This window comes from Yoonia rosea, from assembly GCF_900156505.1.
GTDB lineage: Bacteria > Pseudomonadota > Alphaproteobacteria > Rhodobacterales > Rhodobacteraceae > Yoonia > Yoonia rosea.
Genome location: NZ_FTPR01000001.1, coordinates 1,981,214 through 2,006,748 on the forward strand (window position 1 = coordinate 1,981,214; position 25,535 = coordinate 2,006,748).

Sequence of the window (25,535 nt, forward strand, 5' to 3'; positions counted from 1 at the left end):
GCCAACTGCCGTTCGCGCGAAACAGGAGGAATACCACGCATGTTTGCTCGTTTCAGCAACGCCCGCAAGTCGCTCGCGCGCTTTTTTGCATTTACCGCCCTGCTTTGGCTGGCTGCCTGTGATGTCACTTTGGCACCTGATGCCAATGTTGGCCGCACAATCAACCCCAATGCGCCGATCGAAGTGGCCCTGCTGGTGCCCGGTGGTTCAGCACAGGAAACCGACAACCAACTGGCGCGGAATTTTGAAAATGCGGCCCGCCTTGCGATTGCAGACCTGCAAGGTGCAACTATTGACCTGCGTGTCTACAACACCGCCGGTGGCAACCCGCAGCAGGCCGCTCTGGCCGCTACGCAAGCTGTCAACGAAGGGGCAAAGATCATTATCGGGCCGCTTTATGGCGAGGCTGCAAACGCCGCGGGTGTTGCCATCGCAGGCCGGAACGTGAACGTGCTTGCTTTCTCGAACAACAGCGCCTTTGCGGGTGGCAACGTGTTCATTCTGGGGCCGACATTCGACAATACGGCGGATCGTCTTGTCCAGTTTGGCACGCGTCAGGGCATCAGCCGCTACTTTGTCGTCCATGGCGATGATCTGCCAGGTCGCGTTGGCCGCGATGCAATCACCTCGGCCATCCAAAGAAACGGCGGCGAGGTGTCCGGCGTCGACAGTTACCAACTGTCACAGCAAGGCATCTTTACGGCCACGCGCCGGATTGTGTCCAATGTGCGCAGTTCGGGCGCGCAGGGCGTCTTTACCACGGCCAGCGCAAATGCCGATTTGCCAATCCTTGCAACGGCTCTGCCCGATGCGGGTATGGACACAGACCGCAGCCGCTTTATCGGCCTGACCCGCTGGGACACGCTGCCCCAGATGGCCGCACTGCCCGGGCTTGAAGGCGGGCTTTTCACGGTTCCCGATCCCGGAACGTCGACACTCTTTGCCAATCGCTATGCCGCGACCTATGGCGAAACACCGCATCCTTTGGCAGGGCTTGCCTATGACGGTATCGCCGCGATCGGTGCGCTTGCCGCGGCAGGCAACACACAGGCCGTCACCAAAGAGGCCCTCACCCAACCCCAAGGGTTCCGCGGGACATCAGGTGTCTTCCGTCTGCTGCCGAATGGCCTTAACCAGCGCGGCCTTGCCGTTGCTACATTTCAAAACAATCAGGTTGTAATCCTTGACCAAGCCCCAAGAAGTTTTGGCACCCCAGGCCTCTGAACGCATACCAGCATCAGCACAAAGCACGCCGGACAGTTTGATCTGTCCGGCGTCCGTCATTTTTGACAACAACGCGGTGCAAGCCCAGATCGACGCGGCAATCGCGACCGCGTCATCCGAACGCGACATCCGCGCCGCGACCGTTGCCACATTGTCCCAAGCACGCCGTAACGGCATGGCCCAGATCGCGGCCGCCTTCGCGGCACAGCCTTTCGCATCACGCCCGACAACCCGCGCCTACAGCTGGCTGACCGACCAGATCGTGCAGACCGTGCTGGACGTGGCGCAAAAGCACCTGCACCCGCTGCCCAACCCCACCGAAGGCGAGCGTTTGTCGCTGATCGCCGTCGGCGGGTATGGCCGGGGCGAGATGGCGCCCTATTCGGATGTCGATCTGCTGTTTCTAACGCCCTACAAAATCACGCCTTGGGCGGAGAGCGTCATCGAATCCATGCTGTATATGCTATGGGATCTGAAACTGAAGGTCGGACACGCCAGCCGCACGGTCAAAGACTGCCTGCGTCTGGCGAAAGAGGATTACACGATCCGCACCTCGCTTGTGGAATACAGGTATCTGGCCGGCGATGCCGATCTCGCGGCGAAACTCGGCCAACGCCTCTGGACCGACCTGTTCAAAACAACCGCCAGCGAATTCATCGAAGCCAAGCTGGAGGAACGCGCCACCCGCCACCGCAAGCAGGGCGGGCAGCGCTACGTCGTCGAACCCAATGTGAAAGAAGGCAAGGGTGGGCTGCGTGATCTGCAATCCCTGTTCTGGATCAGCAAATACATCAACGGCGTGAAAGACGCGGCCGATCTGGTCAATCTGGGGGTCTTTACAGCCGAAGAATTTGAAACCTTTGTCACCGCCGAAGACTTTCTTTGGGCGGTCCGTTGTCATCTGCATCTCATCGCGGGGCGCCCTGTCGACCAGTTGACCTTTGACATGCAGGTTCAGGTGGCAGACGCGATGGGATACACGGATCACGGCGGCCGCCGCGGCGTTGAACACTTCATGCAGGCCTATTTCCGGCAGGCCACCCATGTGGGCGAATTGACGCGGATCTTCCTGACAGCACTCGAAGCCAACCACACCAAGCAAGAACCCGTGCTCGTGCGGCTTCTCGCGCGGCGCAAGAAAGCAAAGCCACCCTATGCGATCAAGCAGAACCGGCTGACGATTGCCAACGAGCGGGATTTCTTTGCCGACAAGGTGAACATGCTGCGGATCTTTGAAGAGGCGCTGCGCACGGGCACATTACTGCATCCTGATGCGATGCGGCTGATCTCGGCCAATCTGCACCGGATCGACGAAGACCTGCGCAACGACAAAGAGGCGCGGCGCATCTTCCTTGACCTGCTGCTAAAGCACGGCAATCCCGAACGGGCGTTGCGCCGGATGAACGAATTGGGGGTGCTGGCCGCCTTTATCCCTGAATTCGCGCCCATTGTCGCGATGATGCAGTTCAACATGTACCACCACTATACGGTGGACGAACACACGATCCAATGCATCAGCAACTTGGCCCAGATTGAACGCAAGGAACTGATCGAGGAATTGCCGGTCTGTTCGGGTATTCTGGAACGCGGCGTGAACCGCAAGGTACTGTATGTGGCGCTCCTGCTGCACGATATCGGCAAAGGGCGCGACGAAGACCATTCCATCCTTGGCGCCCAGATTTCGCGCAAGGTCGCACCTCGGCTGGGGCTGAACAAGAAGGAATGCGAAACGGTCGAATGGCTGATCCGCTATCACCTCTTGCTGTCGGATGTGGCGCAAAAACGCGACATCTCTGAACCACGTACCGTGCGCGGCTTTGCCAAGGCGGTGAAATCGGTCGAGCGGCTGGAACTGCTGACCACACTCACGGTCTGCGATATTCGCGGCGTCGGCCCCGGGACATGGAACAACTGGAAAGCGGTTCTGATCCGCAACCTTTACAAAGCAACCAAATCAGCGCTGGAAACCGGCCTTGAAGACCTCAACCGCGAAAGCCAGGAGGCCGAGGCGAAACGCGCCCTGCGCGCTGAGCTTGCAGATTGGGACAAGAAAGCGCTCAAAACCGAGATCGGTCGCCACTACGGCACCTATTGGCAGGGGCTTCCGCTCGCGGCGCAGACGATTTTTGCAAGACTGCTGTCCGAGATCAATGACAATGAAATCAAGATCGACCTGATGCTCGACGAAGACCGCGACGCGACCCGCGCCTGCTTTGCCATGGTCGATCATCCCGGTCTTTTCAGCCGCATGACCGGTGCTTTGGCGCTGGTCGGTGCGAACGTCGTGGATGCACGGACCTACACATCCAAAGACGGCTATGCGACGGCTGTTTTCTGGATACAGGACGATGACGGCAACCCCTATGAGGCGGCACGGATGCCGCGCCTACGCACGATGATCGAGCGCATCCTGCGTGGCGAAATCGTCGCCAAAGAGGCGCTGAAAGACAAAGACAAAATCAAAAAGCGCGAACGCGCCTTCCGTGTGCCAACGACCATAAGCTTCGATAATGAAGGGTCCGAAATCTATACGATCATCGAGGTCGACACCCGCGACCGGCCGGGATTGCTTTATGACCTGACGCGCACGCTGGCGAATAATCACGTCTATATCGCGTCAGCCGTGATTGCGACCTACGGCGAGCAGGTCGTGGATACCTTCTATGTCAAAGACATGGTCGGTCTGAAGTACCACAATGAGGCCAAGCGCGCATCGCTGGAACGCAAACTGCGCGAAGCCATCGCCCAAGGCGCCGAGCAGGCGGTGGCAGGATGAAACCCATCCGCTTGATGGCTGGGTTTTTCACCGTCGGCATCTGGACACTGCTTAGTCGTGTCATGGGTTTTGTGCGCGACATCATGATCGCGGCCTACCTTGGCACCGGCCCCGTGGCCGAGGCATTCTTGGTGGCCTTCTCGCTGCCCAATCTCTTCCGCCGCTTTTTTGCCGAAGGCGCGTTCAACATGGCCTTTGTGCCAATGTTTTCCAAGAAAGTCGAAGCCGGAGAAGACGCCCATCGCTTTGCCCAGGATGCTTTTGTCGGTCTTGCGGGCGTGTTGACGGTTTTCACTGTGATCGGCGTGATCTTTATGCCTGCCCTCGTGACGCTGATGGCCAGCGGTTTTTTAGGCACCGAACGTTTCGATCTGGCGGTCTACTACGGCCGGATCGCCTTTCCCTATATCCTCTTTATTTCGCTCACGGCGCTGCTGTCGGGGGTGTTGAACGCAACCGGGCGCTTTACGGCCGCAGCGGGCGCGCCAGTTCTGCTGAACGTGATCTTTGTCTTAGCCCTTATTATTATGGGGATGACCTGTGAATGCACGGGGCCTGACGCGCAGTCCATGATCGGACAGGCTCTGGCATACGCTGTGCCACTTGCGGGCATTGCCCAGCTTGCGCTTGTCTGGGTCGCAGCCACGCGTGCGGGCTATTCCCTGCGCTTGGGCATGCCCAAGATCACCCCCGAACTCAAACGTCTTGCGATCATCGCAGCACCCGCAGCGCTCGCGGGCGGTGTTGTGCAGATCAATCTTCTTGTCGGTCGTCAGGTTGCCAGTTTCTTTGAAGGCGCTGTTGCATGGCTGAACTATGCAGACCGGCTCTATCAATTGCCCCTTGGCGTGGTGGGCATCGCAATCGGGGTTGTGCTGCTGCCCGATCTGTCGCGCCGCCTGCGCGCGGGCGATGATGCGGGCGGACAAGACGCCTTTAACCGTGCCTCTGAAATCAGCCTTGCCCTGACCATTCCGGCCTCTGTTGCCCTTATGGCAATCCCGATCCCGCTCGTCAGTGTCCTTTTCGAACGCGGCGCCTTTACCAGCGACGACACCGCCGCGACTGCACTTGCCGTCGCGGTCTACGGTCTGGGCCTGCCTGCCTTTGTGCTACAGAAGACCCTGCAACCGCTGTTCTTTGCCCGTGAAGACACCAAACGGCCCTTCTACTATGCCCTTGCTGCGATGGTCCTGAATGCAGCACTGGCCATCGGACTATCACCACAGATCGGTTTTATTGCGGCGGCCATTGGCACGTCCCTCACAGGCTGGGCGATGGTTATCATGCTGATGCGCGGTGCGCGGACCATGGGCGACGCTGGCAAATTCGACGCGCGTTTCAAGAAACGGTTGGGGCGGATCATTTTGTCCGCGCTCGCAATGGGGGCGATCCTCTTCGTAAGTGCTGCGGTGATGACACCTTTCTTTGGCATCGCAACACTGCGCTATCTGGCCCTGTTCGTCTTGGTGCTGATCGGCGTTGTCAGCTACTTTGGCATCGGTCACCTGCTGGGTGCGTTCAAACTGTCCGAGTTCAAACGCAACCTGCGCCGCTAGGACCGTTCCCGCATCCGGCGCACAAGGCTGGCCCACCCGCCGGGTGCCAGAAGTGTCGAGAGTACGAAACCCGTCACAAAACCCGCAAGCTCCGAAATCCACTGGCTGTTGCCACCGAAGATCAGACCGAAGATCAGCTGGATCGCCAAAAGAAACCCAATCAGCCGAAACGCCATGATCTGGTTCTCTCCGGCACTTCCAAGCCGCAGCCACAACACATAGGTATAAGCACCGATGAGACCATAAACCGGTGTAAAGGCCCCAATGAGCAATGTGTTGTCACCCGCCAGCAGGCCGAAAACAACCGCACCGGCAATGCTGGTGACGATATAGACAACCAGCACTCTGAACGATCCGTAGTATTCAGCTGTGAACTTGCCCAAAGCGAGGATCAAAGCCGCACAGAACGCCATCTGGATCAGATCACCATTGATAAAGGTGTAGGTGACGAACCGCTTGAGCATATCAAGGCTGTTGTCCCCACTCACCAACACACGGTCCAGCACCGCAGGGGCAAAGCCGAATTCCTCGATCGCGGCAAGCCGCCAGCCCAGACCGCGCGGGCCACCGATGATCCCCGCATTCGCAAGCTGAAAGACAACTTCGATCCCGACAATCGCAAGCGCCAGCGCAACAATCACGACAGGCAAAGTATTGAACGGGCTTTCGGGCTTCATAGCGGTCTCGCTGCAGAGTTGAAGTTGACGGGTCTGTCTGGCATGGGTATGCGACCCTTGCCCCGAAATCCAGACCGGACATTGCACCATGAGCGAAACATCATTTACACCGCGCGTCTTCTCGGGGATCAAACCCTCAGGCGGGCTGACGCTTGGCAACTATCTGGGCGCGATCAAACGCTTTGTGGGCATGCAGGGGCAAATGGAGACGATCTATTGCGTCGTCGACATGCACGCGATCACCGTCTGGCAAGACCCAAAAGAGCTCGCCAATATGACCCGCGAAGTGGCCGCAGGTTACCTTGCCGCAGGGCTCGATCCTAGCCAGTCCATTCTGTTCAACCAAAGCCAGGTCGCAGCCCACGCCGAACTGGGCTGGATTTTCAACTGCGTCGCCCGAGTCGGCTGGATGAACCGCATGACCCAGTTCAAGGACAAAGCCGGTAGCAACGCCGAAAAAGTGTCGCTGGGCCTCTATGCTTATCCCGCACTGATGGCCGCCGATATTCTGCTTTATCACGCCACTCATGTGCCCGTGGGCGAGGACCAGAAACAACATGTTGAGCTGACCCGCGACATCGCCGCGAAATTCAACCATGACTTCAAAAACGATTTCTTTCCGCTGACCGAACCGGTCATCGAAGGCCCTGCCATGCGCATCATGAACCTGCGTGACGGGACCAAGAAAATGTCCAAGTCGGGCGAAAGCGACATGGAACGCATCAACATGACTGATGATGCCGACAAGATCGCCAAGAAGTTCAAGAAAGCAAAGACTGATCCTGAACCGCTCCCCGAAACGGTCGAGGGGCTCAAGGACCGGCCCGAAGCGCGCAATCTGGTCGAGATTTACGCCGCCCTGAACGACATGACCCCAGAGGCCGTTATCGCCGAATACCCCGGCGCGGGCTGGGGCACGTTCAAACCGGCGCTGGCCGATCTGGCGGTGGCGAAACTTGCCCCGATTTCGGACGAAATGGCACGGTTCATGGCTGATCCGGCAGAGATTGACCGCATCCTTGGCGAGGGCGCGGAAAAAGCACGGGCCATCGCCAACCCCATCCTGCGGGATTGCTATGACATCGTGGGGCTGCTGCGTAGCTGAAGCCGAACGCAGCGCGGCAGCTGTGCGGTCTTGTTTCAACGGATCGCCGCAAAACACGCCTTAGCTTTCTCTGGCAGGGCCTGATATTGCAGGGCCTTTGAAAGGCCGACCTGACGCTGACAGATTGACCCTATCCGCGCCACGTATTCAAAGCAGACTATTGCGTGACAGTTGCATCAGACAATAAGCTGTCGATTTGCCGTGTGATCTGATCCGATAGCGGACTGATACGAGAGGCAAAGGTGTCGACAACCTGGCCTTGCCGATCCAGCAATACCTTGTTGAAATTCCATCTTGGCGTAAATCCAACCTCTTGGCGGAGTGACTGATAAAACGGATGGGCATTGCGCCCCTTCACTCCGGTGATCACGGTCATGGGCATATCAATGCCATAGATGAGCTCACAAAACTCTTTGACCTCAGCGTTGCTTGCAAGCTCCTGGTTGAAATCGTCAGAGGGGACTGCAAGCACCACCAATCCTTGATCGCGGTAGCGGTCATAAAGCGCCTGCAATTCGCGATACTGCTCTGTGAACGCGCACATCGAGGCTGTATTGACCACAAGAACAGGCTGCCCTTCCCATTGCGCGAGGGTCAGCGTTCCACCATCGATCGAGTCGAACGGTGTCTCTCGATCAAGTGCAGTGGTCTGGCTGCTCCATAAGACAAAAAAGGCTGTCAGGAAGCACAGTGAACTCGACTTGAGCCAGTGCATATTTCGTCGGGCTGTGATCATGAATGCGCTCTCATGTTTATGGCCTGATACCTAGTCCATTCCTCCGGATTTCAAGCTCTTGGCGATGACCGCGCGGCCCGATCTTCGTTTGGCGACCGCTGCATCTAACACCCTGAGTACAATCCAGCCATTCGTAGGATGTCCCCCAAGCGGCGTGTGGAACGCGCGCGTTTCTCCAGATCTCAGTGGATCGCATCTCTGTGACCGGCATCGCACTGTACAGCGGAGCCATTACGTGCACTTTTGAACATTCCATATTGAGAAATGCGCCTTTTGTGCAAATATGAAATGCCGTATCTTGGCCTCACGCATAACCAAGAGGCACACCATGTCTGCACCTTCAACAGCCCGCGTTGGGCACGTTCACCTGCGGGTCTCGGATCTTGAACGCGCGATCGCCTTTTACTCAGGCGTTTTGGGTTTCGCCCTAACCCAACGCCATGGTGACCAGGCGGCCTTTCTGGCCGCTGGCGATTATCACCATCACATCGGCCTGAACACATGGGAAAGCCTTGGTGCGTCTCCTCCCCCCAAAGGACACACAGGCCTATACCACACAGCCTTTCTGTATCCCGACAGAAAGTCGCTGGCCCAAGTTGTCCGGCGCGTGCTTGATGCAGGCATCCCGCTGGATGGCGCAGGCGATCACGGGGTGAGCGAGGCCATTTATCTGCGTGACCCTGACCAGAACGGCGTCGAGCTCTACTATGACCGCCCGATGGCGGTCTGGCCCCGTGATGCAGACGGCACACTCGCCATGACCAACGGCCGAGTTGATCTGCCAGCCCTCTTGGCGCTGGCCGAGTAAACGTCATAAAACTGAATCCCTCAGAGCCTAACACGAGGGAGCGTTGAAGAATCGCGCAACTGTCCGCACAGGTGTCTCTTGTCCCGTGATCACCTTGGTCGGCTCATGCGTCCGGTGTACCCCGGCATCGGACGCATCCCCACTTTACCCTCTCATTTTGCAGGCCTAGGGTGGCCCAAAAGGGAGATCGCACCATGGCTACCGGCAAAAACATCCGCACCTATTTCGAAGGCAAATGGCATGACGGCGACGTCCCTGTCATGCGGGCGGCTGATCATGGCACGTGGCTGGGAACGACTGTTTTTGATGGTGCCCGCTTTGTGAACGGGCTGATGCCTGATCTTGATTTGCACTGCGCCCGCGTGAACCGCTCGGCCGAAGCGCTGATGATCACGCCGACCGTCAGCACCGAAGAGATGATCGCAGTCACCAAAGAGGGTCTGGCGAAATACGACACAGGCGCCGCCGTCTATATCCGCCCAATGTATTGGGCAATCCACGGTGACGCGACAGCGATTGTCCCCAGCGCCGAGGAAACCGGTTTTGCCATTTGTCTTGAAGAAATCCCCTTTGCTGCGGCCACCGCCACGACAACACTGGGCCTGACCAAATTCCGCCGCCCTGTGATCGACGACGCGGTGGTCAACGCCAAGGCAGGCTGCCTTTACCCCAACAACGCCCGGATGCTGGCCGAGGTCCGCGCGCGCGGATTTTCAAACGCACTCGTCGCCGATGCCATGGGCAACGTGGCCGAAACGGCCACCGCAAACGTCTTTATGGTCAAGGATGGCGAGGTTTTTACCCCTATCCCCAATGGCACCTTCCTGTCCGGCATCACGCGCGCACGGCATATCGCGAACCTGCGTGCAGACGGCGTCAAAGTGCATGAAACCGTGCTGACCTTTGATGATTTCCACGGCGCTGACGAGGTTTTCCTTTCGGGCAACATGGCCAAGGTTACGCCCGTCACCGCCTTCGAGAATACGCAGTATCAAGTTGGTCCTGTGACCCGCCAAGTACGTGAAATGTATTGGGACTGGGCGGCCAGCACTGCATAGCGGGCAAAGCAATCTGTCGTTGCCAGCACGTGAAGGATGCGCCACAGTTACCCCAAGAGGGAGAGCAATATGCGTAAGTTTCTGGTCGTTTTGGATGATAGCCGCGAGTGCCTGAACGCCATGCGCTTTGCCGCGATGCGCGCATCCCATACCGGCGGTGGCGTGGCCGTTCTGTCCATCATCCCGCCTGACGAATTCAACCACTGGATCGGCGTGGGTGAGATCATGCGTGCCGAAGCCCGCGAGCGGATCGAAGTCCACTTTGAAGTTTTTGCGAAATGGATGCGCGACAAACAGAACGTTGATCCTGAACTCGTGATCCGCGAAGGCGAACCGCTCAGTGAAATCATTGCCTATGTGAACGAAGACCCTGAAATCGGCGTTTTGGTTCTGGGCGCCGGCATCGACAGCAAAGGCCCCGGGCCCTTGGTGTCACAACTCAGCAAGCAATCCGGTAGCCTGCCTGTCCCGATCACGATTGTGCCGGGTGATCTGTCCAAAGAGCGACTCGAGGCGATCACATAGCCCTGCACGGCCGATTTAGAATCATTCCAAACCTTGACATCAGCGTCGGGCGGTCGCATATCTAAAGCCTGACAAAAAAGGTTGGCCACATGTTCATCCAGACTGAATCGACACCAAACCCCGCAACGCTCAAGTTTCTGCCCGGCCAGAACGTGCTTGAGGTCGGCACCGCCGACTTCCCAAGTGTCGAGGCGGCTGAAAACTCACCGCTCGCCAAGCGCATCTTTGCCACTGGTGGTGTGACGGGCGTCTTCTTTGGCCTTGATTTCGTGACCGTCACGAAGGCCGACGATGTCGCGTGGGACCATATCAAACCGGGCATTCTTGGCGCGATCATGGAGCACTATCAATCCGGTCAATCCGTGATGGCCGATGACCATAAACCGGTCAGCGGGCATGCCGAACACAGCGGCGAAGACGCCGAGATTGTCGGGCAGATCAAAGAACTTCTTGATACCCGCGTGCGCCCAGCCGTAGCACAAGATGGTGGCGACATCACCTTCCACGGATTTGAGCGCGGCATCGTGTACCTGCACATGCAAGGCGCATGCGCCGGTTGCCCGTCATCAACGCTGACCCTGAAAATGGGCATCGAGAACCTGCTGCGCCACTACATCCCCGAGGTGGTCGAGGTCCGGCCAGTTGCAGCCTAAGCCAATTGTCTTAGCATTCGATACATCGGCGGCGCATTGCGCCGCCGCTTTACTGTTGGGCGACCGGATCGTCACACACGTGGACGAAATGGCCAAAGGACAGGCCGAACATCTGATGCCGATGCTCGAAGAGATGCTGGCGACCGAGGGGCTGACATGGCGCGACCTTGACGGTATCGGGGTGGGTGTTGGTCCCGGAAATTTTACAGGTATTCGCATCGCGCTATCTGCCGCACGCGGGCTGGCGCTTGGGCTTGGAAAGCCGGCGATTGGCGTGAACGGGTTTGACGCCCGCGCCCTTGGCGAAACGCTCCCTTTCACGGCAACCATTCCCGCCCCGCGCGACCAGTCCTACACCCAAGCGTTCCACGCCGATGGCACGACAAGCGATCCCGCCCAGAACACAGAGCCCGCAGGCGCACAAAAAGGCGCAGAGGTGCTGATCGGCGCCGTCGCTGAAATCGCCGCATCGCGCCTCGCGACAGACCACCCGCGCCCTGCCCCCCTCTATATCCGCAGCGCCGACGCCGCCCCGCCGCGCGATCCCGCTCCCGTCTTGCTCCCATGACGCCACAAGAGCTGGCCCGCCTGCATGCCGCCGCTTTCAGCGCGACCCGTGCATGGTCGGCCGAGGAATTTGCGGGCCTTCTCAAACACCCCGGCACCTTTGCGGTAGGCGATACACGCAGTTTCGCGCTGATCCGCACTGTGCTGGACGAAGCAGAGCTTTTGACGATCGCCACCGCCCCGGACATGAGGCGTCAGGGCCTTGCACGGACCACACTGACGGCAGGTGAGAGACGGGCGCAAACCGAAGGCGCGGCCAGAATCTTTCTTGAAGTCGCCGAGGACAACGACGCCGCAATCGCACTTTACACTGCGTCCGGCTATCGCCAAATCGGGCGGCGTCCCGGCTATTATCTGCCTAAAGATGGGGCACCATTAGCCGCGCTCGTGATGCGCAAGTCACTGACCACAACCTGACTTTGCGTCAGCCTGTCGATAACGCCGATTTTGACCTTTCAACGCACGATATCTCTTAAAAAGCGGTTGATCTTCCCTGCAAGGCAAGGCCTTATCTTACGATGACCGACATCAGATCGGCTCAGAACATCACTGAGGGGGCGCATGACGCCCGAAAATACCTCGCGTAACGACCTGGGAGACTACAAATGACACTTATGCAAAAATTTCTTGGCGCATCTGCCGCACTGGCTTTGACAGCCGGTACTGCCGCTGCAGACCCCGCCATCCTGTTCGATCTTGGTGGCAAGTTCGACAAATCCTTTAACGAAAGCGCCTATAACGGGGCAGAGCGTTGGGCGACCGAAACAGGCGGTTCCTACGCCGAGGTCGAAATCCAGTCCGACGCGCAGCGTGAACAGGCCATCCGCCGTTTCGCTGAATCCGGTGCAAACCCGATCGTTATGGCAGGCTTCTCATGGGCCACGCCGCTGGCCGAAGTTGCCGCCGACTATCCTGACACCAAGTTCGCCATCATCGACATGGTCGTTGACGCGCCAAACGTCCGTTCCGTTGTGTTCAACGAGCACGAAGGTTCCTACCTTGTCGGCATGATGGCTGCGATGGCATCCGAAAGCGGCACGGTATCCTTCGTTGGTGGCATGGACATCCCGCTGATCCGCAAGTTCGCCTGTGGCTATGCTCAGGGTGCCATGGCGGTGAACCCCGACGTCACAGTCATTGCCAACATGACAGGCACAACGCCTGCGGCTTGGAACGATCCGGTAAAAGGCTCCGAACTGACACTGGCACAGATCAGCCAAGGGTCTGACGTGGTCTTTGCTGCTGCTGGCGGCACGGGCGTTGGCGTTCTGCAAACAGCTGCTGACGAAGACATCCTGTCTATCGGCGTTGACGCAAACCAGAACTACCTGCACCCCGGCGAGGTTCTGACATCCATGCTCAAGCGCGTCGATAACGCGGTCTACGAGGCCTTTACACAAGGCACAGACCTCGAAACCGGCTTTAACGTCATGGGCATCGCGAACGAAGGCGTGGGCTATGCGCTGGACGAATTCAACGCAGAACTGGTGACCGCCGACATGCAAGCCGCCGTTGACGCAGCTGCCGCATCCATCGCCTCGGGCGAACTGGTTGTCCACGACTACACAGCTGACGAAACCTGCCCTGCGCTGAGCTTCTAAGCCAGTCCTGACGGCCAAAACAACAAAGGCCGCGCTGAGCAATCGGTGCGGCCTTTTGCATAAGGAACAGGTGCCAATATGTCCGATACAGCCCCCGCGATTGAGCTGAAAGGTATTTCCAAAGCTTTTGGCCCTGTTCAGGCCAACAAAGACATCTCGATCCGCGTCATGCCTGGCACGATCCACGGGATCATCGGCGAAAATGGCGCGGGCAAATCCACGCTGATGTCGATCCTCTACGGCTTTTACAAAGCCGACAAAGGCGAGATTTTCATCGCGGGCAAGAAAACATCCATTCCTGACAGTCAGGCGGCAATCGCCGCAGGCATCGGGATGGTGTTCCAGCATTTCAAACTGGTCGAAAACTTCACCGTTCTGGAAAATGTGGTTCTGGGGGCCGAGGACAGCGGCCTGTTGCGCCCGTCATTGGCGCGCGCGCGGCGCGAACTCAAAAGCCTTGCGGAAGAATACGAACTGAACGTCGATCCGGACGCCCTGATCGAAGAGGTTGGCGTTGGCATGCAACAGCGCGTTGAAATCCTCAAAGCGCTGTACCGCAAGGCCGATATTCTGATTTTGGATGAACCCACAGGTGTGCTGACACCCGCCGAGGCGGACCATTTGTTCCGTATCCTTGAGAACCTCAAGCGCGAGGGCAAAACCATCATCCTGATCACGCATAAACTGCGCGAAATCATGGAAATCACCGATACGGTCAGCGTGATGCGGCGGGGCGAAATGACCGCTACTGTCAAGACCTCTGAAACCAGCCCGCCTGCGCTGGCCGAGCTGATGGTCGGCCGCAAGGTATTGCTACGCGTGGACAAGGCGCCGGCGCAGATCGGGCGTAAAATCCTTGAGGTCAAAGACCTTAATGTGACTGACAGCAAGGGCGTTCACCGTCTCAAAGGCGTCAGCTTTGATGTACACGCTGGCGAAATCCTCGGGATTGCGGGTGTTGCCGGCAACGGGCAGTCCGAATTGCTGGAAGTACTGGGCGGCTATGAAAAGGCCACCGGCAGCATTAAGGTGAACGGCGATGAAATCGACCTGACAGGTGCGAAATCCAACGGCCAGAGCAGACGCGCGCGGGGCATCAGCCACGTCCCCGAGGACCGCCAGCGCGAAGGGCTGATCATGGATTTTCAGGCCTGGGAAAACACCGCCTTTGGCTATCATCACGATGCGCGCTATCAGAAGAACAGATTTCTGATGGACAATGCAGCCATCCGTAAAGACACCGAAGAAAAAATGGCGCGTTTCGATGTCCGTCCGCCCGATCCAAGCCTTGCCGCCAAGAGCTTTTCCGGTGGCAACCAGCAGAAAATCGTCCTCGCGCGCGAGATTGAACGCAACCCCGACCTGTTGCTGATCGGGCAACCGACACGCGGTGTGGACATTGGTGCGATCGAATTTATCCACCAGCAGATTGTTGCACTTAGGGATCAGGGCAAAGCAATTTTGTTGGTTTCCGTGGAGTTAGAAGAAATTTTGTCCCTCTCAGACCGGATTGCGGTTATGTTTGACGGAAAAATAATGGGCGAGCGGATGCCTCAGGACACAGACGAAAAAGAACTCGGGCTTTTGATGGCCGGAATGACCACGCAGCCGCGTGGGCCACTCCACGAGGCTGTCGAAGCACAATTGGCGACCGCTGGCAGCGGCACGGCCAAGGAGGTCTGAGGAATGGATGTGATGCCAAAGTGGGCCGACGTCGTTCTGATCCCGCTGATTTCGATCTTGCTTGCGGCGATCCTGTCTGCCTTGGTCATTTTGGCCATTGGTGAAAATCCGTGGGCTGCGCTCAAGCTGATGGTTTCTGGCGCGCTTGGGTCCACTTACGGCTGGGGCTATACGCTCTACTACGCTACCAACTTTATTTTCACGGGTCTGGCAGTGGCCATCGCGTTTCATGCGCGGTTGTTCAACATCGGCGGTGAAGGTCAGGCCCTTATCGGCGGCCTGGGTGTCGCTGTCATCTGCCTGTTCATTCCGTGGCCGCATTGGTCGCTGGCGCTTTTGGGCTCTGCGATCGGCGCTGCGCTCTTCGGTGCGGCATGGGCCGCGATCCCCGCATTCCTGCAGGCCAAGCGTGGCAGCCACATCGTGATCACCACGATCATGTTCAACTTTATCGCCGCCGCCGTGCTGAACTACTTTCTGATCGGTGCATTGAAAGCACCTGGCATGGAACCGGCAACCGCCAAATTCCCAGAAGCAACGCACCTTCCCTCGTTTCAGGACATGTTCAACTTCGGCGAAACGACATTTTTCCGTGGCGCTCCGGCCAACGTGACTTTCTTTGTCGCCATCGCGGCCTGTCTGTTCCTTTGGATCCTGATTTGGAAAACGCGGCTTGGTTATGAACTGCGGTCCTTCGGGCACTCGGAATCCGCGGCAAAATATGCGGGCATCAGCCCGACCAAAATTATCATGGTCACCATGCTTATCTCCGGCGGTCTCGCCGGTATGATGGCCATCAACAACGTGCAGGGCGAGGCCGAACGGCTGGTCCTGAACGCAGTGGAGGGGGCGGGCTTTATCGGCATCGCCGTCGCACTGATGGGGCGCAGCCATCCTTTCGGGGTATTGCTGGCGGCCCTTCTTTTCGGCTTTCTATATCAAGGCGGCGCAGAACTCGCCCTATGGACGTCGATCCCCCGTGAGCTGATTATCGTAATACAGGCCTTGGTAATCCTCTTCACGGGTGCACTGGATAATATGGTGCGCATGCCGCTCGAGCGGCTATTCCTGGCAATGAGGAGAGCAAAAACATGACAGGACAATTCAAAGTCGGTGTCGATGATGACACCGGTGCAGACCTTGGCTTTGTGCTCAGTTGTTTGGCACTTGGCATGATTTCGATGGAAGAGCTCCACCAGTGGGTTCACCACGTGATTGATCAAACCCCTGCAGCAGACGTGCCACCGCATCTGGTGGCCCTGTTGTCGTTACAACGCCCGACCAGCGTGTTGATGCCTGCAGAAACCGTGATGCCCCGCGTCCCGCATGATCCGTTCATCACAGATGACAGGTTTGACGCGATGCTGGGCTTGCAGTTTTTTCTGCGCAAAGACAAAACACAGGCCGTCGATATCACCCAAGCCGAGGCCGAAGCCGCCCTGCGCCGCAATCCAGAGGTCGCAGACCGCTTCTTTGACCTCTTCCCCTTCCTGATGGAGAAAGCTGCCTAAATGGATTTTGCGACCCTTTTGCAAATGCTGGACGCCACGTTGCGTCTGGCAACCCCGCTTCTTCTGGCCTGTCTTGCGGGTCTGTTTTCCGAGCGGGCCGGTATTTTCGATATCGGGCTTGAGGGTAAAATGCTGGCAGCAGCTTTCCTATCGGCCGCCATCGCCGCTGTTACCGGCAATGTGTGGCTGGGGCTTTTGGCGGGCATCGGCGCGTCGATGATCCTGTCGGCAGTGCACGGTCTTGCCTCGATCACCTTTCGCGGGAACCAACTGATATCAGGTGTCGCGATCAACTTTCTGGCGGCGGGTCTCACTGTCGTCATTGCGCAAAGCTGGTTCGCCCAAGGCGGGCGGACCCCGCAACTGTCAGGCGATGCGCGGTTCAACCCGATTGAACTGCCCTTTGCGGAGGCACTTCAGAACGTGCCTGTGCTCGGGCCGATCTACTACGAATTGATTTCCGGACACACGATCCTTGTCTATGTCGCCCTGCTGATAGTGCCGCTGACATGGTGGATCCTGTTCCAGACCCGCTTTGGTCTGCGCCTGCGTGCCGTGGGCGAAAACCCGGCGGCGGTGGATACCGCAGGCGTGTCGGTGATCTGGCTGCGTTTCGCCGCTGTGGGTATCTGCGGCGTTCTCTGCGGCATCGCCGGGGCCTACCTTGCAACGGCCCTGCAAGCGGGCTTTGTCAAAGACATGAGCGCGGGGCGCGGCTATATCGCACTGGCCGCACTGATTTTTGCCAAATGGCGGCCGTGGTATGCGCTTTATGCCTGCCTGCTCTTTGGTTTCCTGCAGGCGATGTCCCTCCGCTCGGACGTCGTGGCGAATGTTGTCGGCTTCCAAGTGAACGGCCAGTTCCTTGACGTGCTGCCCTATATCCTGACGGTCGTCATTCTGGCCGGTTTTGTTGGCAAGGCGATCCCGCCACGCGCAGGGGGCGAACCATATGTCAAAGAACGCTAAGGACCTCGCGAGCCAGATCAAGAAGGCGGCAGGTGACACGCCCGTGCGTATTGGCCTGATCCTTGGTTCCGGGCTTGGACATATCGCGAACGAAGTGGACGGCACCGCAATCCCCTACACCGACTTGCCCGGCTTTCCGCATGCCGGCGTGTCAGGCCATAACCCCAACCTTGTGATCGGCACCCTTGAAGGGGTGCGCGTTGCCGTGTTCGGCGGGCGTGCGCATTATTACGAAAGCGGACGCGGCGACGCGATGCGCCTGCCTTTAGAGGTTCTGCGGGAACTGGGGGCCGATACGATGATCGCCACCAACGCGGCGGGGTCGATGCAGGTCGATATGCCCACAGGTTCGATCATGTGCCTGTCCGACCATATCAATTTCTCGGGCCTGAACCCGTTGATCGGCGAGCAGACCGACGCGCGCTTTGTGCCGATGAAAGACGCCTACGACCCTGAAATCCGCACAGCGTTGCACGCCGCCGCCAAAGCCGCCGACGTTGCAATGGCTGATGGTGTTTATGCCTGGTATTCAGGCCCCTCGTTCGAGACACCCGCCGAAATCCGCGCGATCAAGATGCTGGGGGCAGACGCCGTTGGCATGTCCACCGTCCCCGAAGTCATCCTTGCAAGGTTCCTTGGCCTGAAAGCCGCGGCAATCTCGACCATCACCAATATGGCCGCAGGGATGAGCGATGAGGCGATCAGCCACGAACACACCAAAGCCATGGCACCAATCGGCGCGGCCAAGTTGGAAAAGGTCCTGCGCGGCTACCTGCGGTCGCTGCCCTAAGTCCAAAACCGGCGCAATCATAAGTCCACGTGGCAGAATTGCTGCGTTTGCATATCAAAACCGCTGACATCGTTTGACATAAACGCCTGATAGGTTTTTGGTGCTGACAACGGCTCAAGCGTCCGGAACAGCTCATGCAAATTTACCTCCCCATCGCCGAGGTTTCGGTGAATATCTTCCTTTTATTGGGGCTAGGCGGAATCGTGGGCGTTTTGTCGGGTATGTTCGGTGTCGGTGGTGGCTTCCTGATGACGCCTCTGCTGTTCTTTATCGGCATTCCGCCGGCCGTTGCCGTCGCAACAGAAGCCAACCAGATCGTCGCCTCTTCTTTCTCAGGCGTCCTTGCGCACCTGAAGCGCAAGACGGTGGACCTCAGGATGGGCACGGTGTTGCTGATCGGCGGTCTGATCGGTTCGGGCCTTGGTATTACGCTTTTCAATTACCTGAAGGCGCTCGGTCAGGTCGAACTGCTGGTGCAGCTTTGCTACGTGGTCTTCCTTGGCATGATCGGCTCTATGATGTTTATCGAGAGCCTGAACGCGATCCGCAGATCATCCAAACCCGGTGGGAGTGTGCCGAAGCGGCGCAAGCACAACTGGGTTCACAACCTGCCCTTCAAAATGAAGTTCCGCGTATCGGGTCTTTATATCTCGGTCATTCCACCACTGATGGTCGGAGTGCTTGTCGGTGTTCTGGCCGCCATCATGGGTGTCGGCGGTGGCTTTATCATGGTGCCTGCCATGATCTATCTGCTGGGAATGCCCACCAAAGTCGTTGTGGGGACGTCCCTCTTCCAGATCATCTTTGTGACCGCTTTCACGACTATGTTGCATGCGACTACAAACTTCACGGTTGATGTGGTCCTTGCGGTACTTCTGCTCGTGGGTGGCGTGATCGGTGCGCAGATCGGCACCCGTATTGGCGTGAAAATGAAGGCCGAGCAACTGCGGATCTGGCTGGCCATCATGGTACTTGCCGTGTGCGGCAAACTGGCGTTCGATCTGCTTGTCATGCCAGCCGAGCTCTATTCTTTGGGCACGGGGGGGCACTCATGATCCGCCTTGTTGCACTTATGTTGCTTTTGTTGGCTGCCCCTGCAAAAGCCGAAGAAATCGTGCTGGGACTGAGCCAGGACGAAGTGGCCATTACAGCGACATTCGAAGGTTCGGACATCCTGATTTTTGGCGCCATCAAACGTGACGGCCCGGTCGAGGTTCCAGGCGATCTAGGCGTGATCGTCACAATTGCGGGCCCTGATGAACCTGTCACTGTGCGCAAGAAAGATCGCCGCTTTGGCATCTGGGTGAACACGGAGTCCGTAGATGTGGATGTCGCACCCACATTCTATGCTGTTGCAACAAACCGGCCCTTGGACGAAATCCTCTCACCCGCCGAAGACCTGAACACGCGGATCAGCATGCAACGCGCGATCCGCTCTATCGGGGCGACCGCTGATGAGGCGCAAAGCTTTACAGAGGCCCTGATCCGCATCCGTGGATCGAAGGGGCTGTACCAGACCATCCCCGAAGGCGTTTCCGTTGCAGAAGAAGCCCTGTTTCGCGTGCTGATCCCGCTCCCTGCAAACCTGACCGAAGGTGACTATGTCGCCGAGATTTACCTGACACGCGACAAGCAGATCATTGATCTCTATACCACAACCATTCCCGTCAAGAAGGTGGGGCTGGAACGCTGGCTCTATAACCTCGCGCATGAAAACCCGTTCCTTTACGGGTTGATGTCGCTGTCGATCGCTATCGCAGCGGGCTGGGGCGCATCCGCCGCATTCAGCGCGTTCCGCCGTTAACCACGCCCGATATGCGGCATCTTAGTCGCCATCACCATCATGGACTGCACATTCGCTTCGGGCGGCAATGTCGCCATGTGAAAGACTGAGCGCGCCACATCTTCGACGGCCATACTTGGCAGCGGGTCCAACCCTTGCGCGGCGCGCGTTTTTTCAAGGTTCAGCACCAGATCGGTGCGCGCATTGCCGATATCAATCTGCCCGCAGGCAATATCAAAGGGCCGCCCATCCAGCGACAGCGTCTTGGTCAGCCCGCTGACACCGTGCTTGGTCGTTGTATAACACACAGACCCCTCACGCGGTGTGTAAGCCGAGATGGACCCGTTATTGATGATCCGGCCACCCTGCGGTGTCTGCCCGCGCATCTGACGAAAAGCTGCGCGCGCGCAAAGAAACATCCCCGTCAGGTTCACATCCACCACCTGCTTCCAATCGGCCAAGGCAATCTCGTCGATCGTCGTCTGGGGCCCGAACATACCGGCATTGTTGAAGAGCACATCCAGATGACCGAAACCGGCAAAGGCCGCATCGACCGCCGCCTCATCCGTCACATCGCAGGGCATCTGTACCGCGTTGTCATGCGTCATTTCAGAGAGCGCATCGGCACGCCGCGCGATCAACCCGACACGCCACCCGTGGGTCAGAAAATACTCTGCCGTAACGCGGCCAATACCGCTGCTGGCGCCCGTGATGATGATCGATTTCATATCTCTTCGCTCCGCAACTCAAGCGGTGCCGCCGGCACCTCCAGATCATCGACCCGCAAGACACCTTGCGGCCGTGCCAGACGGTTGCGCACGACCCAACGCAGCTGGGTTTCCGCCCGTGTGATCGCCACATACGCAAGGCGCTTCCAAAGCGGCTGTCCTGCCTCAACCCGCCCCATCCGTGAGGCCGCATAAATGTCTGGCGCAAAGACCTGCACCGTGTCCCATTGCGATCCCTGTGCCTTGTGGATCGTGACAGCCGCCCCATGCAGAAACGTGGCACCCATGCGGGCGGCGAAGGGGATGAATGGCTCTTCATCGCCCTCTTGTTCAATCTTGACGATACTGGCCGCCGACACTTGTGGATCTTCGGCACCCATCACATGCAGGCGCGAAAACCCCGGCTTGCGGCCCGGTCCAAGGTAAATGACCTGCGCGCCCTTGATCAGGCCGCGCGCCTCCAGATCAAGGCGCTTCTTGCGGTGTTTCAGCGGCAATTCGATACCATCACAAATCAACGGCTCCCCCGCCAACAACTCATCCACCGGCGCGGCAAAGGCTGCGCGGAACGCATGGATCAAACGGATACGGGTCGCGTTGCGCCACACCAGACAGGGCGAGCGCGCCATCAAATCGGCCTCGACACGTTGGGCCATGACGACACGTTCGTCCACCTTTGACGCGTCCTCAACCATCCGCTCAAACCCTTGAAAATCCAGCTGTGGATCGGCCAAGGCATGGGCCAGATCAAGGATCGGGTTGCCCGCATCCTGCCGGTGTATCCGGTTCAGGGTCAGCACGCGGGGTGCGGGCAACGTTTCAAACACCATCCCGCCAGAGGATTGCACCGGCGGCAATTGCGCCGGATCGCCGAACAACAGAAGCGTCGGGAAAATCTCTTTCAAATCCTCGAACTGCTTTTCATCCAGCATTGAACTTTCATCCACAAAACCGATGTCCAACGCCTCTTCGCGCCGCTTCCAGCCTGTGATGAAATCGCTCCCGCGCAGCCCCGCGGCAGCAAGTGCGGCAGGCACGGATTTATTGATCTGATAAGACGCAAACGCACGATCAAGCGCGATATCACTTAGCCCCTCGATCTCGGGCCTGTCACCTTGGCCCGCGAGCCATTCGGCCACCTTTTCGTATTCCGGGTCATAGACCGGCGTATAGAGAATGCGGTGAATCGTGGTCGCAGGGACGCCACGGTTGCGCAACACGCTGGCCGCTTTGTTGGTGGGCGCTAGAATAGCAAGCGTGCGCCGGTCCTTGCGCTTGCGCCCCTCCCAATCGCCCGAAATCACATCGACACCGGCCTCTTCCAACGCGCGATAGAGTTTGGCCAAAAGCATCGTCTTGCCCGACCCCGCCTTGCCAATCACCGCCAGCACGGACGTGCTGTCGGACTGTGGCGGTTGCAGTAGGTGGTCGTCCAGATCAACGCCCGATTGGCGCAAGGCAACGGCGATATTATCCCAGGCCTCGGCCTGGTCGTCAGAGAATGTGATGGTGGGAGCGTTCATGGGGGCCACTGTATCTGGACAGTGAATGCGCCGCTAGCGCATTCGCCACGACCAACGGCTAAGTCCTGCGCACTGGTCCGGATTTCACGGTCAACCCCAGCATCCGATCGCGGTCCCCACTCTGGTGGCGCGCATCCGGCAGCGCGCGCGATGCAATCTCAACCTGTGCGACAAGCTCGGCCTCTTCCAGTTGCGCCCGTAGCATTGGCAAATCATTGTCGCGCGCAAAACTGCGCAGATCGGCCAGCACATCAATGATCCAATCGCGTCCCATGATGCACCGTCCCTACAAAGTATTAAGGAATAATTAACATTTATGGTCGCGCGACCTTTCCCTGTGGAAACGCAAAAGGCGTCCCCGTTTCCGGGGACGCCCTGCTTGGGATTATAGGGGGGCAACCTAGCGCATCCGCGAGGCTTCCAATGTATCCTCAAAGGTGCGCAAACCCATCTTTGGCGCTTGGACAAGCACCGCCATATTGCCCGGCTTATGCTCATTGCGGCGCATCTTGGTATGGGCCTGCGGGATCGCATCCCAATCAAAGCATTCCGACATGCACGGATCAAGCCGCTGCTCCAGCATCAGCTTGTTGGCCGCGCTCGCCTGCTTGAGATGGGCGAAGTGGCTGCCCTGCAAACGCTTCTGGTGCATCCACATATAACGGACGTCAAAGGTACAGTTGAAACCGGTGGTGCCAGCGCAAATCACGACCATACCACCCTTTTTGCAGACCAAGGACGACACTGGGAACGTCGCCTCGCCGGGATGTTCGAACACCATATCAACGTTCACGCCTTTGCCGGTGATCTCCCAGATTGCCTTGCCAAACTTGCGGGCCTCTTTCAGCCAAGTACTGTACTCGGGCGTATTCACCGTGGGCAGTTGGCCCCAGCAGTTGAAATCGTTGCGGTTGATGACACCCTTCGCACCCAGCGACATCACAAACTCACGCTTGGTTTCATCACTGATCACGCCAATCGCATTCGCGCCGGCCGTATTGATCAACTGGATCGCATAGGACCCCAAACCACCAGACGCGCCCCAGACCAGCACGTTCTGGCCGGGCTTGAGATCATGCGGCTCGTGCCCAAACAACATGCGGTACGCGGTGGCAAGCGTCAGCGTATAGCAGGCGCTTTCCTCCCACGTCAGGTGCTGCGGACGCTTCATCAACTGCTGGGATTGGACACAGGTAAATTGTGCAAAGGACCCGTCAGGTGTCTCGTATCCCCAAATGCGCTGGCTTTCGGAATACATCGGATCACCCCCGTTGCATTCTTCATCGTCGCCATCATCCTGATTGCAATGGATCACAACCTCATCGCCAACTTTCCAGCGCTTGACCTTATCACCAACGGCCCAAACAATCCCCGCAGCATCAGACCCCGCGATGTGGAAATCCGCTTTATGCACATCAAACGGGCTGATCGGAATTCCAAGTCCAGCCCATACGCCATTATAGTTCACGCCAGCAGCCATCACGAGGACGAGAACCTCGTTGCTGTCAGGCTGCGTCACGTCGACAACCTCCAATTGAAACGCTTTCTCAGGCTCGCCGTGGCGTTCGCGACGGATGGTCCAAGCATGCATCTTTGCAGGCACATAGCCCAAAGGTGGCATCTCGCCGACTTCGTACAGGTCTTTTTCGGGTGCCGTATAAGCAGTTTGGTCGAGGGCCATCGCAGTCTCCATCAGTCAGCTTCCAATGTTGCCGCGCCGCAGAATCAAGCGCGTTTTTCATTGAATACGAGATGACAGAGTAACTTTGCAACCCTATTTAGAGCATTTTTGTAATTTAATTACTTTGCGACTGCAGAAATTTCATCCATATTTGCTGCAACTGCATCAAAATGATGCGCAATCGAATTCGCATAGAAGGTCAGGACGTCACGTCCGTCCTTGGTGATCGAAATTGCGCCATTGCTCTCGGCAAGCAGACCACGGTCCTGCAACCGGCTGAGCGCGTCGCGTACAACTTCATGCGGCTCACGCTTGGGGCATGGCAGCTTGCGCTGTTTCAGATGCGTGATCGCAGTTGCCACCGCGGCCTCAAGATCCGGAACGCTTACCGGCTCTGCCAGCAGGACATGCCGTGCCACCAAGGGAACCCCGACCACCGGTGTCACATCGGCAATCCGCTTCATCAACTCCTGGGCAAGCTGCTCTGTCAGATCACTACCCGCATCGCTATGATACTTTGATAGTTCGAGCGGCGCGCCAAAGCTGACGGATGCGACACCGAAGCCCCTGAAACGCCCAGTCAGCCGCAAGCCGATATGGCGCGCGACCCGCCCGAAGATCGAAAGCAGCGACGGCTTGAACCGGCGTGTGCCGGATTTGTCGGCCGCAATCAGAATCGTGTCTTCCAACACGCGGTCATAATTCACGGCAACCGGCACAAAGATAACTTCGCGCGCGTCGGGATCAAAATCCTCAACGATGTAATTCAGCAATCCCATCCGCGGCGGGGCCAGCAACCCGTTCAGGCTAAGCCCCCCTTCCGGAAAGACCGCTTGGCTTACCCCGCCACGCGTGGCCATTTGCACGTAACGCGCCAACACTTTGCGATAGAGCGCGCCACGCGATTTGCGCCGGATAAAATACGCCCCCATCATGCGAATAACAGCAGAGAGCGGCCACACCCGCGCCCATTCCCCCACCGCATAAGACAGCGCACCGGCATTTGCCGCCAGATAGGTGACCAGCACATAATCCATATTGCTGCGATGATTGATGACGAAGATCACAGTCGCATCCGGATCAATCTTTTCCAGCCGCTTGCGGTCAAACGTGCCCAGTTTGATCCGGTAAAGCGATTTGGACAGCCATCGTGCCAGTCTGATGCCGACACTAAAATAGGCGGTCGCAGAAAAGCCTGGCACGATCTCGCGCGCGTAACGACGGGCCTTTTCAAAGGCGACGTTCTCGGGGATCTTTTCCTTGTTGGCATGATCGACAATGGCCTGTGTTACCTCAGGATCATAAATCAGCCGCTGGATCATGTCGTGCCGCCGCGCCAGCTTGAACGGCTCGATCGGGCGCTGAAGGCGTTGGTTCAGCTTGCCAATCACCCGTTCGGCACGTTTGCGAAAGAACCAGCGTACCGAGGGAAACAGAAAATGCGACGCAAAAGTCACCGTCGCGAACAAGACAATAAGAACAAAGGCCCAAATGGGCAGTGAGATCGTTTGCGTCATGCGCAGACCGTGACAGGGAACGGCGTCCACGTAAATCCCGTCATGCCGCAACGCAGCGAAT

25 protein-coding genes are annotated in these 25,535 nt (G+C 58.0%); 18 read left to right on the forward strand and 7 right to left on the reverse strand.

Going from position 1 to position 25,535, the window contains the following annotated elements:
* The first annotated feature begins 39 nt into the window (after positions 1–39).
* From B0B09_RS09870 to murJ, 3 genes are read left to right on the forward strand one after another with little or no spacing between them, the layout of a single operon-like run.
* On the forward strand, positions 40–1,224 hold the full coding sequence (locus tag B0B09_RS09870) for a penicillin-binding protein activator (RefSeq protein WP_076659407.1): 1,185 nt from the start codon (positions 40–42) through the stop codon (positions 1,222–1,224).
* Entirely contained in the window at positions 1,205–4,000 is a 2,796-nt protein-coding gene (locus B0B09_RS09875; RefSeq protein ID WP_076659408.1) for a [protein-PII] uridylyltransferase, read from the forward strand. Before B0B09_RS09870 ends, B0B09_RS09875 begins: the two co-directional genes overlap by 20 nt.
* Entirely contained in the window at positions 3,997–5,559 is a 1,563-nt protein-coding gene (gene murJ, locus B0B09_RS09880; protein ID WP_076659409.1) for a murein biosynthesis integral membrane protein MurJ, read from the forward strand. The genes B0B09_RS09875 and murJ overlap by 4 nt, the downstream gene beginning before the upstream one ends.
* Here the strand turns inward: murJ and B0B09_RS09885 are convergent.
* On the reverse strand, positions 5,556–6,236 hold the full coding sequence (locus tag B0B09_RS09885; protein WP_076659896.1) for a rhomboid family intramembrane serine protease: 681 nt from the start codon (positions 6,234–6,236) through the stop codon (positions 5,556–5,558). The genes murJ and B0B09_RS09885 overlap by 4 nt on opposite strands.
* Positions 6,237–6,324: 88 nt before the next feature.
* Here B0B09_RS09885 and trpS point away from each other — a divergent pair, with 88 nt between their 5' ends.
* Entirely contained in the window at positions 6,325–7,341 is a 1,017-nt protein-coding gene (gene trpS / locus B0B09_RS09890) for a tryptophan--tRNA ligase (RefSeq protein WP_076659410.1), read from the forward strand.
* Positions 7,342–7,498: 157 nt separating this feature from the next.
* Here the strand turns inward: trpS and B0B09_RS09895 are convergent, their stop codons facing one another.
* Positions 7,499–8,056 carry a glutathione peroxidase gene (locus B0B09_RS09895; RefSeq protein ID WP_076659411.1) on the reverse strand — a complete coding sequence of 186 codons (558 nt, stop codon included), beginning with the start codon at positions 8,054–8,056 and terminating at the stop codon, positions 7,499–7,501.
* Positions 8,057–8,405: 349 nt separating this feature from the next.
* On the opposite strand from B0B09_RS09895, the gene B0B09_RS09900 reads away from it, so the two are divergent.
* From B0B09_RS09900 to B0B09_RS09965, 14 genes are all read left to right on the forward strand, one after another.
* On the forward strand, positions 8,406–8,885 hold the full coding sequence (locus B0B09_RS09900) for a VOC family protein (protein WP_076659412.1): 480 nt from the start codon (positions 8,406–8,408) through the stop codon (positions 8,883–8,885).
* Between the two features lie 194 nt (positions 8,886–9,079).
* A complete protein-coding gene (locus tag B0B09_RS09905) occupies positions 9,080–9,943 on the forward strand; it encodes a branched-chain amino acid aminotransferase (RefSeq protein ID WP_076659413.1) in 864 nt (287 codons plus the stop codon).
* Between the two features lie 69 nt (positions 9,944–10,012).
* Positions 10,013–10,468 carry a universal stress protein gene (locus B0B09_RS09910; RefSeq protein WP_055293829.1) on the forward strand — a complete coding sequence of 152 codons (456 nt, stop codon included), beginning with the start codon at positions 10,013–10,015 and terminating at the stop codon, positions 10,466–10,468.
* Positions 10,469–10,557: 89 nt separating this feature from the next.
* Positions 10,558–11,121 (forward strand): NifU family protein, encoded by a 564-nt coding sequence (locus tag B0B09_RS09915; RefSeq protein WP_076659414.1) that lies wholly within the window; start codon positions 10,558–10,560, stop codon positions 11,119–11,121.
* Positions 11,111–11,689 carry a tRNA (adenosine(37)-N6)-threonylcarbamoyltransferase complex dimerization subunit type 1 TsaB gene (tsaB, locus tag B0B09_RS09920; RefSeq protein WP_076659415.1) on the forward strand — a complete coding sequence of 193 codons (579 nt, stop codon included), beginning with the start codon at positions 11,111–11,113 and terminating at the stop codon, positions 11,687–11,689. Before B0B09_RS09915 ends, tsaB begins: the two co-directional genes overlap by 11 nt.
* The gene (locus B0B09_RS09925) at positions 11,686–12,105 is read left to right on the forward strand and encodes a GNAT family N-acetyltransferase (protein WP_076659416.1); all 420 of its coding nucleotides are present in this window, start codon (positions 11,686–11,688) and stop codon (positions 12,103–12,105) included. Before tsaB ends, B0B09_RS09925 begins: the two co-directional genes overlap by 4 nt.
* 188 nt (positions 12,106–12,293) lie before the next feature.
* Complete coding sequence (locus B0B09_RS09930) at positions 12,294–13,289, forward strand: BMP family lipoprotein (RefSeq protein ID WP_076659417.1); 996 nt, start codon at positions 12,294–12,296, stop codon at positions 13,287–13,289.
* Between the two features lie 78 nt (positions 13,290–13,367).
* Positions 13,368–14,972 carry an ABC transporter ATP-binding protein gene (locus B0B09_RS09935; RefSeq protein WP_076659418.1) on the forward strand — a complete coding sequence of 535 codons (1,605 nt, stop codon included), beginning with the start codon at positions 13,368–13,370 and terminating at the stop codon, positions 14,970–14,972.
* Between the two features lie 3 nt (positions 14,973–14,975).
* The gene (locus tag B0B09_RS09940; protein WP_076659419.1) at positions 14,976–16,067 is read left to right on the forward strand and encodes an ABC transporter permease; all 1,092 of its coding nucleotides are present in this window, start codon (positions 14,976–14,978) and stop codon (positions 16,065–16,067) included.
* Complete coding sequence (locus B0B09_RS09945) at positions 16,064–16,483, forward strand: hypothetical protein (protein ID WP_055293815.1); 420 nt, start codon at positions 16,064–16,066, stop codon at positions 16,481–16,483. Before B0B09_RS09940 ends, B0B09_RS09945 begins: the two co-directional genes overlap by 4 nt.
* Positions 16,484–17,452, forward strand: a complete 969-nt coding sequence (locus B0B09_RS09950; RefSeq protein ID WP_076659420.1) for an ABC transporter permease — start codon at positions 16,484–16,486, stop codon at positions 17,450–17,452.
* The gene (locus tag B0B09_RS09955; RefSeq protein ID WP_076659421.1) at positions 17,436–18,242 is read left to right on the forward strand and encodes a purine-nucleoside phosphorylase; all 807 of its coding nucleotides are present in this window, start codon (positions 17,436–17,438) and stop codon (positions 18,240–18,242) included. The genes B0B09_RS09950 and B0B09_RS09955 overlap by 17 nt, the downstream gene beginning before the upstream one ends.
* A 134-nt stretch (positions 18,243–18,376) precedes the next feature.
* Entirely contained in the window at positions 18,377–19,297 is a 921-nt protein-coding gene (locus B0B09_RS09960; protein WP_055293809.1) for a sulfite exporter TauE/SafE family protein, read from the forward strand.
* A complete protein-coding gene (locus B0B09_RS09965) occupies positions 19,294–20,046 on the forward strand; it encodes a TIGR02186 family protein (RefSeq protein WP_076659422.1) in 753 nt (250 codons plus the stop codon). The genes B0B09_RS09960 and B0B09_RS09965 overlap by 4 nt, the downstream gene beginning before the upstream one ends.
* On the opposite strand, the gene B0B09_RS09970 is transcribed toward B0B09_RS09965, so the two are convergent.
* The 5 genes from B0B09_RS09970 to B0B09_RS09990 form a co-directional block, all read right to left on the reverse strand.
* Positions 20,043–20,753, reverse strand: coding sequence for an SDR family oxidoreductase (locus tag B0B09_RS09970; RefSeq protein ID WP_076659423.1), 711 nt, complete (start codon positions 20,751–20,753; stop codon positions 20,043–20,045). The two genes, B0B09_RS09965 and B0B09_RS09970, sit on opposite strands and share 4 nt — an antisense overlap.
* Entirely contained in the window at positions 20,750–22,276 is a 1,527-nt protein-coding gene (locus B0B09_RS09975) for an ATP-dependent DNA helicase (RefSeq protein WP_076659424.1), read from the reverse strand. Before B0B09_RS09975 ends, B0B09_RS09970 begins: the two co-directional genes overlap by 4 nt.
* 58 nt (positions 22,277–22,334) lie before the next feature.
* Positions 22,335–22,550, reverse strand: coding sequence for a hypothetical protein (locus B0B09_RS09980; RefSeq protein ID WP_055293802.1), 216 nt, complete (start codon positions 22,548–22,550; stop codon positions 22,335–22,337).
* 126 nt (positions 22,551–22,676) lie between these two features.
* Complete coding sequence (gene ccrA, locus B0B09_RS09985) at positions 22,677–23,957, reverse strand: crotonyl-CoA carboxylase/reductase (protein WP_055294671.1); 1,281 nt, start codon at positions 23,955–23,957, stop codon at positions 22,677–22,679.
* Positions 23,958–24,076: 119 nt separating this feature from the next.
* Complete coding sequence (locus tag B0B09_RS09990; RefSeq protein WP_076659897.1) at positions 24,077–25,474, reverse strand: 1-acyl-sn-glycerol-3-phosphate acyltransferase; 1,398 nt, start codon at positions 25,472–25,474, stop codon at positions 24,077–24,079.
* Positions 25,475–25,535 lie beyond the last annotated feature (61 nt).

Excerpts from the sequence above, each read along its gene's own strand:
- B0B09_RS09870 (WP_076659407.1), top strand. The coding sequence starts at position 40 with ATGTTTGCTCGTTTCAGCAACGCCCGCAAGTCGCTCGCGCGCTTTTTT.
- murJ (WP_076659409.1), top strand. The coding sequence starts at position 3,997 with ATGAAACCCATCCGCTTGATGGCTGGGTTTTTCACCGTCGGCATCTGG.
- B0B09_RS09885 (WP_076659896.1), bottom strand. The coding sequence starts at position 6,236 with ATGAAGCCCGAAAGCCCGTTCAATACTTTGCCTGTCGTGATTGTTGCG.
- trpS (WP_076659410.1), top strand. The coding sequence starts at position 6,325 with ATGAGCGAAACATCATTTACACCGCGCGTCTTCTCGGGGATCAAACCC.
- B0B09_RS09895 (WP_076659411.1), bottom strand. The coding sequence starts at position 8,056 with ATGCACTGGCTCAAGTCGAGTTCACTGTGCTTCCTGACAGCCTTTTTT.
- B0B09_RS09900 (WP_076659412.1), top strand. The coding sequence starts at position 8,406 with ATGTCTGCACCTTCAACAGCCCGCGTTGGGCACGTTCACCTGCGGGTC.
- B0B09_RS09905 (WP_076659413.1), top strand. The coding sequence starts at position 9,080 with ATGGCTACCGGCAAAAACATCCGCACCTATTTCGAAGGCAAATGGCAT.
- B0B09_RS09910 (WP_055293829.1), top strand. The coding sequence starts at position 10,013 with ATGCGTAAGTTTCTGGTCGTTTTGGATGATAGCCGCGAGTGCCTGAAC.
- B0B09_RS09915 (WP_076659414.1), top strand. The coding sequence starts at position 10,558 with ATGTTCATCCAGACTGAATCGACACCAAACCCCGCAACGCTCAAGTTT.
- B0B09_RS09925 (WP_076659416.1), top strand. The coding sequence starts at position 11,686 with ATGACGCCACAAGAGCTGGCCCGCCTGCATGCCGCCGCTTTCAGCGCG.
- B0B09_RS09930 (WP_076659417.1), top strand. The coding sequence starts at position 12,294 with ATGACACTTATGCAAAAATTTCTTGGCGCATCTGCCGCACTGGCTTTG.
- B0B09_RS09935 (WP_076659418.1), top strand. The coding sequence starts at position 13,368 with ATGTCCGATACAGCCCCCGCGATTGAGCTGAAAGGTATTTCCAAAGCT.
- B0B09_RS09940 (WP_076659419.1), top strand. The coding sequence starts at position 14,976 with ATGGATGTGATGCCAAAGTGGGCCGACGTCGTTCTGATCCCGCTGATT.
- B0B09_RS09945 (WP_055293815.1), top strand. The coding sequence starts at position 16,064 with ATGACAGGACAATTCAAAGTCGGTGTCGATGATGACACCGGTGCAGAC.
- B0B09_RS09950 (WP_076659420.1), top strand. The coding sequence starts at position 16,484 with ATGGATTTTGCGACCCTTTTGCAAATGCTGGACGCCACGTTGCGTCTG.
- B0B09_RS09955 (WP_076659421.1), top strand. The coding sequence starts at position 17,436 with ATGTCAAAGAACGCTAAGGACCTCGCGAGCCAGATCAAGAAGGCGGCA.
- B0B09_RS09960 (WP_055293809.1), top strand. The coding sequence starts at position 18,377 with ATGCAAATTTACCTCCCCATCGCCGAGGTTTCGGTGAATATCTTCCTT.
- B0B09_RS09965 (WP_076659422.1), top strand. The coding sequence starts at position 19,294 with ATGATCCGCCTTGTTGCACTTATGTTGCTTTTGTTGGCTGCCCCTGCA.
- B0B09_RS09970 (WP_076659423.1), bottom strand. The coding sequence starts at position 20,753 with ATGAAATCGATCATCATCACGGGCGCCAGCAGCGGTATTGGCCGCGTT.
- B0B09_RS09975 (WP_076659424.1), bottom strand. The coding sequence starts at position 22,276 with ATGAACGCTCCCACCATCACATTCTCTGACGACCAGGCCGAGGCCTGG.
- B0B09_RS09980 (WP_055293802.1), bottom strand. The coding sequence starts at position 22,550 with ATGGGACGCGATTGGATCATTGATGTGCTGGCCGATCTGCGCAGTTTT.
- ccrA (WP_055294671.1), bottom strand. The coding sequence starts at position 23,957 with ATGGCCCTCGACCAAACTGCTTATACGGCACCCGAAAAAGACCTGTAC.
- B0B09_RS09990 (WP_076659897.1), bottom strand. The coding sequence starts at position 25,474 with ATGACGCAAACGATCTCACTGCCCATTTGGGCCTTTGTTCTTATTGTC.